This is a genomic window from Brevibacterium sp. LAARM2_SD2, assembly GCF_057364785.1.
The window spans coordinates 1-14,429 of record NZ_JBNFOM010000018.1 but is presented as its reverse complement, the minus strand read 5'-3'; the positions used below and the strand labels follow the sequence as shown (position 1 = coordinate 14,429).

11 protein-coding genes and 2 pseudogenes are annotated in these 14,429 nt (G+C 68.7%); 9 read left to right on the top strand and 4 right to left on the bottom strand.

Annotated elements, in window-relative coordinates:
• Positions 1-95: 95 nt before the first annotated feature.
• The 4 genes from gabT to AC2W7K_RS12080 form a co-directional block, all read right to left on the bottom strand.
• Entirely contained in the window at positions 96-1,460 is a 1,365-nt protein-coding gene (gene gabT, locus AC2W7K_RS12095) for a 4-aminobutyrate--2-oxoglutarate transaminase (protein WP_376871421.1), read from the bottom strand.
• A 221-nt stretch (positions 1,461-1,681) separates the two neighbouring features.
• Positions 1,682-2,857, bottom strand: a complete 1,176-nt coding sequence (gene ygfZ, locus AC2W7K_RS12090) for a CAF17-like 4Fe-4S cluster assembly/insertion protein YgfZ (protein ID WP_376871424.1) — start codon at positions 2,855-2,857, stop codon at positions 1,682-1,684.
• 1 nt (position 2,858) lies between these two features.
• Positions 2,859-3,458: a heme-binding beta-barrel domain-containing protein gene (locus AC2W7K_RS12085; protein WP_198499649.1), complete on the bottom strand. Its 600-nt coding sequence runs from the start codon at positions 3,456-3,458 to the stop codon at positions 2,859-2,861.
• Between the two features lie 201 nt (positions 3,459-3,659).
• The gene (locus AC2W7K_RS12080; protein WP_232623703.1) at positions 3,660-4,463 is read right to left on the bottom strand and encodes an ammonia permease; all 804 of its coding nucleotides are present in this window, start codon (positions 4,461-4,463) and stop codon (positions 3,660-3,662) included.
• A 192-nt stretch (positions 4,464-4,655) separates the two neighbouring features.
• On the opposite strand from AC2W7K_RS12080, the pseudogene AC2W7K_RS12075 reads away from it, so the two are divergent.
• From AC2W7K_RS12075 to pstB, 9 genes and pseudogenes are all read left to right on the top strand, one after another.
• Positions 4,656-4,898 (top strand): annotated as a pseudogene (locus AC2W7K_RS12075) (winged helix-turn-helix domain-containing protein); the annotation flags it as partial.
• A 211-nt stretch (positions 4,899-5,109) separates the two neighbouring features.
• Complete coding sequence (locus AC2W7K_RS12070) at positions 5,110-5,484, top strand: winged helix-turn-helix domain-containing protein (protein WP_486006240.1); 375 nt, start codon at positions 5,110-5,112, stop codon at positions 5,482-5,484.
• The gene (gene mshD, locus AC2W7K_RS12065; RefSeq protein WP_486006239.1) at positions 5,481-6,494 is read left to right on the top strand and encodes a mycothiol synthase; all 1,014 of its coding nucleotides are present in this window, start codon (positions 5,481-5,483) and stop codon (positions 6,492-6,494) included. Before AC2W7K_RS12070 ends, mshD begins: the two co-directional genes overlap by 4 nt.
• Positions 6,487-8,631 (top strand): RNA degradosome polyphosphate kinase, encoded by a 2,145-nt coding sequence (locus tag AC2W7K_RS12060; RefSeq protein WP_198499652.1) that lies wholly within the window; start codon positions 6,487-6,489, stop codon positions 8,629-8,631. The genes mshD and AC2W7K_RS12060 overlap by 8 nt, the downstream gene beginning before the upstream one ends.
• Positions 8,628-9,602, top strand: coding sequence for an NUDIX hydrolase (locus AC2W7K_RS12055; RefSeq protein ID WP_486006225.1), 975 nt, complete (start codon positions 8,628-8,630; stop codon positions 9,600-9,602). The genes AC2W7K_RS12060 and AC2W7K_RS12055 overlap by 4 nt, the downstream gene beginning before the upstream one ends.
• 283 nt (positions 9,603-9,885) lie before the next feature.
• On the top strand, positions 9,886-10,989 hold the full coding sequence (gene pstS, locus AC2W7K_RS12050; RefSeq protein WP_198499653.1) for a phosphate ABC transporter substrate-binding protein PstS: 1,104 nt from the start codon (positions 9,886-9,888) through the stop codon (positions 10,987-10,989).
• A gap of 227 nt (positions 10,990-11,216) precedes the next feature.
• A complete protein-coding gene (gene pstC / locus AC2W7K_RS12045; protein WP_198500788.1) occupies positions 11,217-12,107 on the top strand; it encodes a phosphate ABC transporter permease subunit PstC in 891 nt (296 codons plus the stop codon).
• A 2-nt stretch (positions 12,108-12,109) separates the two neighbouring features.
• A pseudogene (gene pstA, locus AC2W7K_RS12040) lies at positions 12,110-13,248 on the top strand (phosphate ABC transporter permease PstA).
• A 109-nt stretch (positions 13,249-13,357) separates the two neighbouring features.
• Complete coding sequence (pstB, locus tag AC2W7K_RS12035) at positions 13,358-14,137, top strand: phosphate ABC transporter ATP-binding protein PstB (RefSeq protein WP_198499655.1); 780 nt, start codon at positions 13,358-13,360, stop codon at positions 14,135-14,137.
• The last annotated feature ends 292 nt before the right edge of the window (positions 14,138-14,429 follow it).

Sequence of the window (14,429 nt, the reverse complement as noted above, 5' to 3'; positions counted from 1 at the left end):
GTCTCCCCACGGCGGGCCGGTGAGGCCTCCGCGGGGAGTCCGGGTGAGCAGGGTCGTGACAGGAGCGGCGACGCGGCGTTCACCGCCGCCGGGTGTCAGCCGAGGAGTTCGGCGAGTCCCGCCTCGAGGACGTCGAACGCATCGTTCAGCAGCTCGTCGGAGATCGTCAGCGGCGGCAGGAACCGCAGGACGTTGCCGAAGGTGCCCGTCGTGAGGACGAGGACGCCGTTCTTCGCCGCGTAGGCCGCGAGGTCCTTGACGAGTTCGGGGTTCGGGTCGATCGAGTCGCGACCCACGAACTCGGCGGCGACCATCGCCCCGCGGCCGCGGATGTCGCCGATCTCCGGGTACGTGTCCTGGAGCTTGACGAGGCGGTCGGTGATGAGCTCGCCGATCTGCGTCGCCCGCTCGAGGAGACCGTCGTTCTCGTACGCCTCGATCGCACCGAGGGCAGCCGCACACGCGGTGGGGTTGCCGCCGTAGGTGCCGCCGAGGCGGCCGGGACCGACCGAGTCCATGATCTCTGCGCGACCGGTGACCGCCGAGAGCGGCAGACCGCCGGCGATGCCCTTCGCCGTGGTGATGAGATCGGGGACGATCTCCTCCCACTCGCTGGCGAACATCTTGCCGGTGCGGGCGAAGCCGGCCTGGACCTCGTCGGCGACGAAGACGATGCCGTTCTCCCGCGCGTACTCGACGAGCGTCGGGAGGAAGCCCTCGGCCGGGACGATGAAGCCGCCCTCGCCCTGGATGGGCTCGATGACGATCGCGGCGACGTTCTCCGCGCCGATCTGCTTGTCGATCATCGTCATCACGCGCTTGGCCGCCTCTTCGCCGCTGACCTTCGTGCCGGCGGCATCGTTGTCGCGGAAGGGGTACGACATGGGCGCGCGGTAGACTTCACCGGCGAACGGGCCGAACCCGGCCTTGTAGGGATGAGCCTTCGCGGTCATCGCCATCGTGAGGTTGGTGCGACCGTGGTACGCGTGGTCGAAGACGACGACCGCGTCACGGTTCGTGTGCGCGCGGGCGATCTTCACGGCGTTCTCAACCGCCTCGGCGCCGGAGTTGAGGAGCACGGTGCGCTTCTCGTGGTCACCGGGGGTGAGACGGTTGAGCGCCTCGGCGACCTCGACGTAGCTCTCGTAGGGGTTGACCATGAAGCACGTGTGCGTGAACGCCTCGAGCTGTTCGGTCGCGGCCTTGACGACGCGGGGGTTCGCGTTGCCCGCGGTGGTCACGGCGATGCCGGATCCCAGGTCGATGAGCTGATTGCCGTCGACGTCCTTGAGGATTCCTCCGCCTGCGGCGACCACGTAGGCCGGAAGGCTCGATCCGACGCCGGTCGCGACGGCGGTCGATCGCCGGGCCTCGATCTCACGGGACTTCGGTCCCGGGATCTCGGTGACGATCTTGCGTTCCTGCGGCAGAGCTTCGCCGCCAATTTCCAAAGCTGTCATAACGGGAACAATAGAGTGTGGCGACGGTTCTTGTCATTCCGAGTCCGGCAGGTGAGCAGAACCCGCAATCAGGGGCCCGGAGAGGTGCGGAATCCGTCGTCACGCCTCTGCCGCGACCGACGTCATTCGGGGGTCACCAGCACGTCCTCTGAGCACGGTTGATCCCCGCGCCGAGGCGGCCGCCGGGCGCGCTCGCGCGTGCCCTCACGCGATCGAGCGGCTCAGCGGTGCTGATTCCGCATGTCGACATCCTTGTTCCGCCCCGGCAGGCTGCGTTCGCGTCCGCGTTCGGGGGCGACGATGATCTCCTGCGCCCCGGTGACGATCCCGCCCTCGCCGAGGTCGACGGTGAGCGGGGCGTCGGCGGCGACGGTGCGCTTGACGACGGCGAGGCCGATCGGCCCGAGCTCGTAGTGCTGGGCCACCGAGGTGAGCTCCCCGACGGGACGCTGCGTGCCGCGCACGGTGCTCATCACCTCGGCGCCGGGGTCGGGGTGGATGTGGCCCGACCCGTCGAGGTGGACGAAGACGAGGCGCCGAGGCGGCTGTCCGAGGTTGTGGACCCGGGCCACCGCTTCCTGACCGCGGTAGCAGCCCTTCGCGAGGTGGACGGAGGTGCGGAGCAGGTCGAGCTCGCCGACGAGCGACTTGTGGTCGATCTCGCTGCGTCCCGGCCGCCACGCGGCCACGCGCAGAGCCTCCCACGAGTCGAAGCCGGCCATCCGGAACTCGCTCGCCGGGGTGGTCGCCAGCTCCGCGCGGGCGACGATGCCGATGACGAAGGGGGTCTCGAGACCGGGGTGCTCACTGCCGGCGACATCGAGTCCGAGGTCGACCTCGGCGTAGGAGGCGGATCCGGTGCCGATGTGCGGCCACGGATCGGCCCAGACCTGCGTCACGGGCAGTGCCTCGGGCAGGCTGCGGATCGCTCCGATGGCCTGGTAGTCGGCGCTGACATCCTCGATCGTCACGCGCATCATGAAGACCATGCGGCGGAGGAAGTCGAGGGTCTCGTCAGTGCGCAGATCGCTGAGCGCCCACAGCGCTTCGCCGTCGTCGATGAGCTTGAGCCAGCCCTCGATGCGCCCGTTGGGGTCGAGGACGAGGGTCTCGGTCGCGATGCCCGGGGCCAGGGTGTCGAGCTTCTGCGTCGTGATCGAGTTGAGCCAGGTGAGCCGGTCGGCGCCGGTGAGGCGGAGGACGCGGAGGTGGGCGAGGTCGACGATCGCGCCGCGTTCGGCGAGCGCACGCTGCTCGCGCAGGGGCTCACCGTAGTGCATCGGGGTCTGCGCCAGATCACCGGTGCCGAGGACCGCGGACGAGCTCAGTCCGCGCGGCAGCGAGGAAGGACGCGGGGGTGTCGCGGTGTCTGGGTCCGGAGTCGGGTTCCCGGTCATCTCAGCTGAGCTTCTTCAGCCTCGCCGAGGAGTGGGTGGCGAGTTCGTGGCCGAGGGCGGCCATGTCCCACGCCCACATGAGTTCGCCGCCGACGAGTCCGTACATCCGCGTCGAGGCGGTGTACTCCTTCGCGGTCTTCGTCCGGGCGACGACGTCGGTGGAGAGGTCGATGCGCGGGCCCTTGACGTAGCCGGCGTAGAGCTCCATGACACCGTGCGGGTGGACGATCTCGGCTTCGATCTCGAAGGCGTCGTCGTTCGTCCGCAGGGTCTCGACGGCCGCCGCCGAGGTGAAGCTCGGCTCCTCGGTGGGCACGAGCATGCCCGGTCCGACGTCGCCGTTGTCGCGGGGACGCACGAGCTGCCAGATGCCGGTCTCCAGGGTCAGCGTCGCGTCGAGCTCGCCCTCCTCGGTGAGCAGCCACGCATGCGCGGTGTACTGGAGGTACGGAGTACCCGGGTGCGCGACGAACTCGATGCGCTGGCCGAACTGCTTCTCAGGGGTGTCGGCGTATCCGACGACGCCGACGCCTTCCCACGAGCCGATGAGCCACGAGAGGGGAACGAGTTCCGGGTTGACGGAGGCGTCGATCTCGATCATGTGTCTCAGCGATTCACGACGATGAGGGACTTGACGACCTTGTAGGCGACGCCGAGGGCGCCGAGCGCGGCAACGCCGACGAGTCCGGAGAAGACGATTTCGAGAAGCACGAGGTTTTCTTCCATGCCGTCGAGTCTACAGTCCCGTCCCTGACCTCAGCCAACCGCTCTCCCGCGGCAGGTGACCCGGCAAGGATGGTGACTAGAGGGCGATGCGCTCGAGGGCGTAGACGACGACGCCGCCGAGGGCGATGGGGGTGGCGCCGAGGGCGAGCTGGACAGCGAAGCTGCGGGCCTTCTCGACGTTGCGCTTGGCCGCGAGGTTCTGCGCGAGCTCGAGGTTCGTCGCCTGATACCTCGCGTAGGCGATGAGTCCGAGCATCCGGTCGACACCGGCGACGAGGAGGCCCATGACGGCGCCGAGGACGAGGGCGATCGGCAGCCCGATCGTCGAATCGAGGACGAGCACGGACACGATCCCGGCACTCGCCGTCGCCATCGCCACCGCGAGCGGTGAGGTGTAGATCGCCGGCCACGGCAGCGCGGTCATGCATTCGGCGATGATGAGGGCGGCGAGGCCGACGACGATGACCTGCTTGTCACCGGGCACCGTCGCCGCCGCCACCCACGTGCTCGCCGAGAGGACGATGACGACGCCGGCCACTTGCGCCGACACGTTCGCCACGGCGTCCGAGGCGCCCATGCCGCGGGTGAGGTTCTGGACGAAGGTCCACAGCAGCCCGAGGCCGGCGAGCACCGGCAGCCAGTCGAGGTAGGGGGCGGAGTCGTCACGCCATGCGGCGAAGAGACCCGCGAAGCCGAAGAGGGCGAGCATGATCGAGGTCGCGCGCGGCTGCGGGGAGTCCGTCAGCCGCGGCCAGCCGTAGGAGACGCCGAGGACGATGAGCCCCGTCGCGAGCAGGAAGAGCGTGTAGCCCCAGTACACCGACCCGCTCAGGGCGACGGCGAGGGCAAGCGCGACTGCTACTCGTATCCATCTGATCACTCATCTATCGTGCCCTATCGGCCCGGCGTGCGACGATTCCCGCACCGCTCGGCCGCCATCTGTCCGCCGTCGTCGCCGACCGCCCGAAGCGCCGCCGACCGCCGAATGACGGGACGCCTCGCACCCGGCTGAGCACGCTCGATATACTCTCCCTCAAGCCGAACACGGAAGACCACAGGGGGCAGGCAGAGCATGAGGATCCTGCACATCTGCCCCGCCCTGGAACCCGCGACGCCGCTCGTTCCGCAGTCCCTCGAATACCTCGGCCATCACGTCGAGCGCATCGGCCTCGACATGCTGGCCGCGACGACGACCGACGCCGAGGTGGCCCTCGTCGACGCGTGCCTCGACCTCTCGCTGGCCCCGCGGATCGCCGCGGCGCTCGAGACCGCGGGCCTGCGCCTGCCGATCATCGTCGTCCTCAGCGAAGGCGGGCTGGCCACGGCATCGGCGCGGTGGGCCGTCACCGACATCCTCCTCTCCACGGCCGGCCCGCCGAGGTGGAGGCCCGGCTGCGACTGGCCCGTGACCGCGCGGGCACCGCGAGCGTCCAGGGTGCCATCCGCTCCGGGGCGAGCTCGGCACCGGCGGGGTCGGGGCGAACGGGTCGGGCGCGGCGAGCGGCTGGAACGAGAACGGCGAGCCGATGGTCGTCGTCAGCGGCGCGCTGCGCATCGACGAGACCTCGTTCACCGCCGACCTCGGCGGTCGCGCACTCGACCTCACCTACCGCGAGTTCTCCCTGCTCAAGTTCTTCGCGATGCACCCCGAGCGCGTGTTCACCCGCGACGAGATCCTCCTCGGCGTCTGGGGCGACGACTACTACGGGGGCACCCGCACCGTCGACGTCCACGTCCGCCGGCTGCGGGCGAAGCTCGGCAAGGACCTCGAGAACGCGATCCACACCGTCCGCAACGTCGGCTACCGCTTCAGCCCCGACGCCGGCGCCGAGGAGGACGAGGCCCCGGACGCAGAGCCCGCAGCAGAGACCCAGTCGAGAGACACGGAGATGAGTGCATGAGAATCGTCGCGAGCGGAGCCGTCACCGGCACCCCGATCGACACCGTCACCGAGGCGGAGCTGTCCTTCCTCGATCGCGTGACCGCCCACGACGGGGCGGCGGAGATCTCCGGCGGCCTGCTCGCGATCGCCACCGGTGAGGACACCGCCCATGACGCGCAGACCGCTTCGAGCGTGTGGCGCGTCTACGACGACGCAGCGTCCACCGACGCAACCGACAACACAGCCACCGACGCCCTCGCCGCCCAACTCATCGGCTTCGGCATCCGGGCCCGGCAGGGCGAGAGGCACGCCGCGGAGTTCCTCATCGACCCCGACCACCGCGGTCGCGGCCACGGCGAGGCCCTGCTCACCGCGATTCTCGCCGAGGAGCCGAGCGCCTGGTGCTGGTCGCACGGCGACGACCCGGCCGCCAGGCATCTCGCCGCCCGGCACGGCCTCAGCCGCGACCGGGTGCTCTATCAGATGCGCACCGACCCCGACCTCACGCTCGACGACCTTCCGACGGTCACGCCGCCGGAGGGCGTGACGATCCGCTCGTTCGCCCCGGGCGACGAAGCCGGATGGCTGCGGGTCAACAACGCCGCCTTCGACTGGCACCCCGAGCAGGGCCACCAGACGCTCGACGACATCGCGTCGATCGTCGGCGCCGACGGCTTCGATCCAGCAACCGTGGTCATCGCCGCCCGCACCGTCGACGGCACCGACACCGTCATCGGCTTCCATGAGACGAAGCTCACGGACACGGAAGCGGGCGACCGCCTCGGCGAGGTCTACGTCGTCGGAGTCGACCCCGGCGTCCATGCCAAGGGCGTGGGCCGGGCGCTCACGATCGAGGGCATGCGGCGGATGGTCACGGCCGGGGCGACCGCGATCGAGCTCTACGTCGAATCGGACAACGCCCCGGCGCTAGGCTTGTACGAGCGGCTGGGATTCCACGTCGCGGTGGCGCATGTGTCGTATGCGCCGGCCACACCGGCTCAGAGCACCCAGGAGCAGTTGGATGTATGACGTCATCGCCGCCGGGCAGGAACTCGACCTGCCCTCCCCCGAGGACCGCTTCCTCGACCGGGAGCTGAGCTGGCTCGCCTTCAACGAACGCGTCCTCGACCTCGCCTCCGACCCCGAGGTTCCCCTCCTCGAACGCGTGCGCTTCCTCTCGATCTTCGCAACGAACCTCGACGAGTTCTTCATGGTCCGCGTCGCCGGGCTCAAGCGCCGCATCAACACCGGCCTCGCCGTGCCCACGGTCACCGGACGCATGCCCCAGCAGGTCATGCACGCGATCAACATCCGGGCGCATGAGCTCATGACCCGGCACGCGGAGCTGCTGAAGAACGAGATCGGCCCGCTCCTCGACGCCGAGGCGATCACGAAGGTCTCGATGGACGAGCTCACCGAATCCGAGCGCGCCCGCGTCGACGAGTTCTTCGCCGGACACGTCTACCCCGTCCTCACCCCGCTCGCCGTCGATCCCGCGCACCCGTTCCCCTACATCTCGGGACTCTCGCTCAACCTCGGCGTGCTGCTGCGCTACCCGGACTCCGGCAAGGAGCTCTTCGCCCGGGTCAAGGTGCCCCCGCGTCTGCCCCGGTTCTTCAATGTCGCCGAGGTGACCGACCGACCCGCCGGACGCGACGTCCCCGCCCGCTTCGTCGCGCTCGAGGACATCATCGCCGCCCACCTCGACGCCCTGTTCGAGGGCATGGAGGTCATCCACCATTCGACGTTCCGCGTCACCCGCAACGAGGACCTCGAGGTCGAGGAGGACGACGCGGAGAACCTCCTCAAGGCTTTGGAGAAGGAGCTGCTGCGGCGTCGCTTCGGCCCGGCGGTGCGCGTCGAGATCACCGAGGACATCCACCCCCGGGTGCGGGAGATGCTCAAGGACGAACTCGGCATCGACGAGTCCGAGATCTACCAGCTGCCCACCCCGCTCGACCTCTCCGGCATGGCCGACATCGCCGATGTCCCGCGCGACGACCTCCACTTCCCGAAGATGGTCCCGCAGATGAACAAGGACCTCTCGCTGCGCGAATCGAGCGACCAGGTCGACGTGTTCGCCGCCGTTTCGAGCCGGGACATCCTCCTCCACCACCCGTACGACTCGTTCTCCACGAGCGTCCAGGCGTTCCTCGAGCAGGCGGCCGCGGACAAGAACGTGCTCGCGATCAAGCAGACGCTCTACCGCACCTCCGGCGACTCGCCGATCATCGACGCCCTCGTCGACGCCGCCCAGTCGGGCATCCAGGTCCTCGCCGTCGTCGAGATCAAGGCCCGGTTCGACGAGGAGGCCAACATCACGTGGGCCCGCAAGCTCGAACGCGCCGGCGTCCACGTCGTCTACGGCATCGTCGGGCTCAAGACCCACGCGAAGCTCTCCCTCGTCGTCCGGCAGGAGGCCGAGGGGCTGGCCCGCTACTGCCACGTCGGAACCGGCAACTACCACCCGAAGACCGCGCGCCTCTACGAGGACTTCGGGCTGCTGACGAAGGACAAGGCCGTCGCCGACGACCTCACGAAGCTGTTCAACCAGCTCTCCGGCTACGCCCCGCGGGCCGAGTACTCCCGTCTCCTCGTCGCCCCCACTCGGGTGCGCGCCGGTCTCATCGAGCTCATCGAGTCCGAGATCAGGATCGCCGAGGCGGGTGGTGCCGGCAGCGTGCGGATCAAGGTGAACTCGATCGTCGACGAGGCGATCATCGACGCCCTCTACCGCGCGTCGGCGGCCGGCGTGGAGGTCGAGGTCTTCGTCCGCGGGATCTGCGCCCTGCGCCCGGGCATCCCGGGGCTGAGTGAGAACATCACCGTCCGCTCCGTGCTCGGACGCTTCCTCGAGCACTCCCGCGCGTTCGTCTTCGGCAACGGCGGCGACCCGATCGTCTACATCGGCTCGGCGGACATGATGCACCGCAACCTCGACCGCCGCGTCGAGACGCTCATCGAACTCGTCGCCCCGAACCACAAGGCGGAGATCATCGAGCTCTTCGACCTCGCGTTCGCCCCGACCACCTCGGCGTTCGAACTCGCCGGGGACGGCGTGTGGACGCGGACGACGCACGCACCCGACGGTGCGGAGCTCACCGACTACCAGACGGAGCTCATCCGCCGCCACCGCAAGCGCCGTCTGATCGGAGAGGACGCGTGAGCCCTTCGACGGTCGATTCCGCGCAGGCATCATCGCGGGTCACCGCCGACATCCTCGCCGCCGGCGCGGTGTGCTGGCGCAACGGCGCCGAGGGCATCGAGGTCGCCCTCATCCACCGGCCCCGGTACAACGACTGGTCGTGGCCCAAGGGCAAGGTCGAACCCGGGGAGACGCTGCCGGAGGCCGCGATCCGCGAGGTCAGGGAGGAGACGGGCTTCGAGATCCAGCTCGGGGTCCCGCTGCCGACGGCCGAGTACATGGTCGGCGGGCGCAACCTCAAGAAGGTCTTCTACTGGTCGGCCCAGGTCAAGGGGGAGGCGACGTTCGCGCCGCTCAACCGCCGGGAGGTCGATGAGGCCGTATGGCTGCCGATCGCGCTGGCCCGCACGAAGCTGACGTCGTATGCCGACCGCGACCAGCTCGACGCCCTCGAGAAGTACGACGAGACGGACGCGCTGCGGGCGTGGCCGCTCATCCTCGTCCGCCACGGCAAGGCGTTCCCGCGGGCGAAGTGGTACGAGACCGAGCACGTCCGCCCCCTGCTCGCCCTCGGCACCCGGCAGGCGATGGCCCTGACCGGTCTGCTCGCGGCGTGGGAGGTGAAGAAGCTCGTCTCGAGTCCGTGGAAGCGGTGCGTGGCGACCCTCGCCCCGTTCTCCGCGGCGACCGGCAAGTCGATCAAGAAGGTCGCGACGCTGAGCGAGAAGGCGACCGCCGCGAACCCGGAGAAGACGGCGCGCTACATCGAGAAGCTGCTCGAGAAGGGCCGGCCGACGGCGTTCTGCACGCATCGACCCGTGCTGCCGACGATCCTCGAGGTCTTCGCCCGGCACTCCCCCAAGCGCATCGCCCAGACCCTGCCGACCGACGATCCCTACCTCAAACCCGGTGAGATCCTCGTCGCCTATGTCCGGCCCGGCACGGTCCCGCGCATCGTCGACGTCGAGCGCTTCCGCCCCATCGACGCGTGAGCGCGACGCCGGGTGCGACCGCGGGTCCTGCTGCCGCGGTCTCACGGGACGAAGCAGCACCGGATACGGCACGGTCGAGGCCTGGGCACAGCAGCCTCGGCGTCGAGTCTTTCACGAATCCCCGCCCGCATGTGACCGAGCACTCAGCACGGCTCCAATGCTTCAGCTCCCATTCACCTTCCATTCACTGAGCCACTCCCCTCGCTTTACACATCATCCTTAGCGTTGTCGGTGAACGTTCGGGATCGCTCGAAAACGTGTGCTCAATCAGAAAGGCAACTTCGTGAAGCTGAAGCATCTTGCCCCCTCCGCTGCATTCCTCGCAGTCGGCGCTCTCACCCTCTCGGCGTGTGGCGGAACCTCCGCCACCGGCGAATCCGCCAGCGGCGGCGGCGAAAGCGACCTGCAGGGCACTCTCACCGGCATCGGCGCCTCCTCGCAGAAGGCGGCGATGGATGCGTGGACAGCCGACTTCACCTCCCAGAACTCCGGCGTCACGGTCAACTACTCGCCCGACGGCTCGGGTGCCGGCCGCGAGCAGTTCCTCGCCGGCAACGCGCAGTTCGCCGGTTCCGACGCCTACCTCGACGACGAAGAGATCGCCCAGACGCAGGAAGTCTGCGGCCCCGACGGAGCCTTCGAGTTCCCCGTCTACATCTCCCCGATCGCCGTGGCGTTCAACGTCGAGGGCGTCGACTCGCTCAACCTCTCGCCCGCCACGATCGCCGGCATCTTCAAGGGCGACATCACGAACTGGAACGACGAGGCCATCGCCGCCGACAACCCGGATGCGACCCTGCCCGACCTCAACATCACCGCCGTGCACCGCGCCGACGACTCGGGCACCACGGAGAACTTCACCGAGTACCTCAAGGCGACCGCCGGTGACGTCTGGGACGAGGATCCCGACGGCAACTGGCCCGGCGCCTACGGCGGCGAAGCCGCCCAGGGCACCGACGGCGTCGTCCAGACCGTGACCGACACCAACGGTGCGATCGGCTACGCCGACGCCTCGGCCGTCGGTTCGCTCACCTCGGCGAAGGTCAAGGTCGGCGAGGAATTCGTCGAGCTCTCCCCGGAGGCCGCCTCGAAGGTCCTCGACGCCTCGGAGACGGTCTCGGGCCGTGGTGAGGGCGACCTCGCCTTCGACCTCGCTCGCGACACCACCGAGTCGGGCGCCTACCCGATCGTCCTCGTCTCCTACCACATCGTGTGCTCGTCCTACTCGGACCAGAACACCGTCGACATGGTCAAGGCGTGGGAGCAGTACGTCGTCTCGGAAGAGGGACAGGCCTCGGCTGCTGAGTCGGCCGGTTCCGCTCCGATCTCGAGCGACCTCCGCGACCAGATCAACTCCGTCCTCGACACCATCCAGGTCTCCGGCTGAAACTGACGCTTTGACCTGCCATTCTGTACAGTCGAAGAGCGGCGTAGCTCCCGCTACGCCGCTCTTCGGTGCCCACGATCCGCTGCGGATCCCCACCTGCGACATGAGGAGCAGCTGTGCCGACCAGCACACAGACCACTGAGGCAGACCCGGCCGGCGCGCCTCAGCCGAGCGCCCAGGCGGCCCCGGCCAGGGCGCCCAAGGCCGTTGTCCGGCCCGGCGACCGCATCTTCTCCGGCGCGACGCTCGCCGCCGGCATCCTGATCCTTCTCACCCTGGCCGGCGTCGCCCTCTTCCTCCTCGCGCAGTCGAGCGAAACGATCGAGGCCCAGCTCACCGATCCGAGCGCGATCACCGGCGGCAACGGCTTCTTCGCCTATGTGTGGCCGCTCGTCATCGGCACGCTCGTGTCCTCGGCGATCGCCCTCGTCGTCGCGACCCCGTTCGCGCTCGGCATCGCGCTCTTCACGACGCACATGGCTCCGCGCCGGCTCGCCCCGGCCCTCGGCTACGTCATCGACCTGCTCGCCGCCATCCCCTCGGTCGTCTACGGCCTCTGGGGCCTCACGCTCGCCGGCAACCTCACCGGCTTCTACGGGTGGCTCGCAACGTGGTTCGGGTGGATCCCGATCTTCGCCCCCGGCGCCGACGGCGCGATCTCGAGCACCGGTCGCACGCTGCTCACCGCCTCCCTCGTTCTCTCGATCATGATCCTGCCGATCATCACCTCGCTGACCCGCGAGATCTTCCTCCAGACCCCGCGCCTGCAGGAGGAGGCGGCGCTCGCGCTCGGCGCCACCCGCTGGGAGATGATCCGCATGGCAGTGCTGCCGTTCGGCAAGTCGGGCATCGCCTCGGCGACGATGCTCGGACTCGGCCGCGCCCTCGGTGAGACGATGGCCGTCGCGATGATCCTCTCCCCCGGCCTGCTCACCGCGTCGCTGCTCGTCAGCGGCAACCAGACCATCGCCTCGGAGATCGCGCAGAACTTCCCTGAGGCCGCAGGACTGCGCCTGTCCGAGCTCATCTCGATCGGCCTCGTCCTCTTCGTCATCACCCTGCTGGTGAACATGGCGGCCCGCGCAATCGTTGCCAAGACTTCCGTGAAGGGCAGTTGATGATGTTGACGACCTCGGACAATGCGACAACCAAGACCCGTTCGCTGACGTCGAAGCAGCTGCCCAAGGCGACCCCCTGGATCATCGCGGCGGCCTCGATCATCGTCGGCATCGGCATCACCGTCGTGGCGACCGGCGGCTTCTCCGTCGCCATCGCCGCGATCATCGCCGGCGTCATCAACCTCGCCGCGGTGCTCATCATCTCCGGCGCCTACGAGGGTCGGCGCAAAGCCGTCGACCGCGTCGCCACGACGATCGTCACCTCGACCTTCGTCCTCGCGTGCGTGCCCCTCGTGTCGCTGCTGTGGCTGACCGTTTCGAAGGGCGGAGCGGCGATCAACGTCGATCTGCTCACCCGCACGATGCTCGGCATGAAGGGCGTGCTCGACCAGCAGTACGTCGCCGGTGAGGCCTCCCTGGCCGGCGGCTTCTACCACGCGATCGTCGGCACCGTGCTCATCACGTTCGCCGCCTGCGTGATCTCCATCCCGATCGGTGTGCTCACCGCGATCTACCTCGTCGAGTACGCGGGCAAGAACCGCCTCGGCAAGGCCATCACCTTCCTCGTCGACGTGATGACGGGCATCCCGTCGATCGTCGCCGGTCTCTTCGCCTTCGCGCTCTTCTCGACGATCCTCGGGCTCGTCATGCCGGATGCGACAGGCAGCGCGAAGACGGGCTTCACCGCCTCGGTGGCGCTGTCGGTGCTGATGATCCCGATCGTCGTGCGCAACACCGAGGAGATCCTCCGCCTGGTGCCGATGGACCTCCGTGAGGCCTCGTACGCTCTCGGCGTGCCGAAGTGGAAGACGATCGTCAAGGTCGTCCTCCCGACCTCGGTCTCCGGCATCCTCTCCGGTGTGACGATCGCGATCGCCCGCGTCATCGGCGAGACCGCCCCGATCATGGTCACCGCCGGATTCGCGAAGACGCTCAACTGGAACCTCTTCTCCGGCTGGATGTCGACGCTGCCGACCTACATCTATGATTCGCAGCTGCGACCGTGTCCCCGGGTGACGCGGCGCTGGCGAGCTCCGAGCGCGCGTGGGCCGCGGCCCTCGTCCTCGTCATCCTCGTCATGCTCCTCAACCTGCTGGCCCGCTTCATCGCCAAGGTCCTCGCCCCCAAGGCCGGCCGATGAACTGACCGACACGCAGCCCCGGCGGGCGATGTCAGGCGCCGGCCGCCTCGGCGCGGATCCCCGCACCACACGCTTCACGCTTCACACGTCTCCAGAGAGGTGACACCACATGTCCAAGCAGATCGACATCAAGGATCTCGACATCTACTACGGCGACTTCCAGGCCGTCGACGATGTCTCCATGCACATCAAACCGCGGTCGGTGACCGCGTTCATCGGCCCCTCCGGCTGCGGCAAGTCGACCGTGCTGCGCACGCTCAACCGCATGCACGAGGTCATCCCCGGCGCCAGCGTCAAGGGTGAGGTCCTCATGGACGGCAACAACATCTACGGCGCCGGCGTCGACCCGGTCAACGTCCGCCGCGAGGTCGGCATGGTCTTCCAGCGGGCCAACCCGTTCCCGACGATGAGCATCAAGGAGAACGTGCTCGCCGGGGTGCGCCTCAACAACAAGCGCATGTCGAAGACCGACGCCGACGATCTCACCGAACGCGCGCTCAAGGGCGCGAACCTGTGGAACGAGGTCAAGGACCGTCTCAACCTGCCCGGCTCGGGACTCTCCGGCGGCCAGCAGCAGCGTCTGTGCATCGCCCGCGCGATCGCCGTCGAGCCCGAGGTCCTCCTCATGGACGAGCCCTGCTCGGCCCTCGACCCGATCTCGACGCTGGCGATCGAGGACCTCATCAACGACCTCAAGGACAAGTACACAGTCGTCATCGTCACCCACAACATGCAGCAGGCCGCGCGCGTGTCGGACAAGACGGCGTTCTTCAACATCGCCGGCACCGGCAAGCCCGGCAAGCTCATCGAGTTCAACGACACCTCGACGATCTTCTCCAACCCGGACAAGGAAGAGACCGAGAACTACATCTCCGGTCGCTTCGGATGATCCTGCACCGCTGGCGGAGGCCTCGCTGACGCACTCGTCAGTGGCGGCCTCGTCGGTGGCGTTGGCGTCGCTGACGTACCGCTGAGTGAGAGAGCCGGATCGGGCATCGTGCCCGGTCCGGCTCTTCGCATCTGCCCTGCCGCCGTGCTTCCTCGGACGCCGGACGACAGTGGACTGAGCCGCTCCCCTCCGCCGAGACCGCCACTTGTCACTGAGACCGCCGGCCAGAACCGTCGGTCTCGGCGACAAGTGGCGGTCTCGGCGCGGGTCGTCGCCGGGGCGGGGGCGGGGT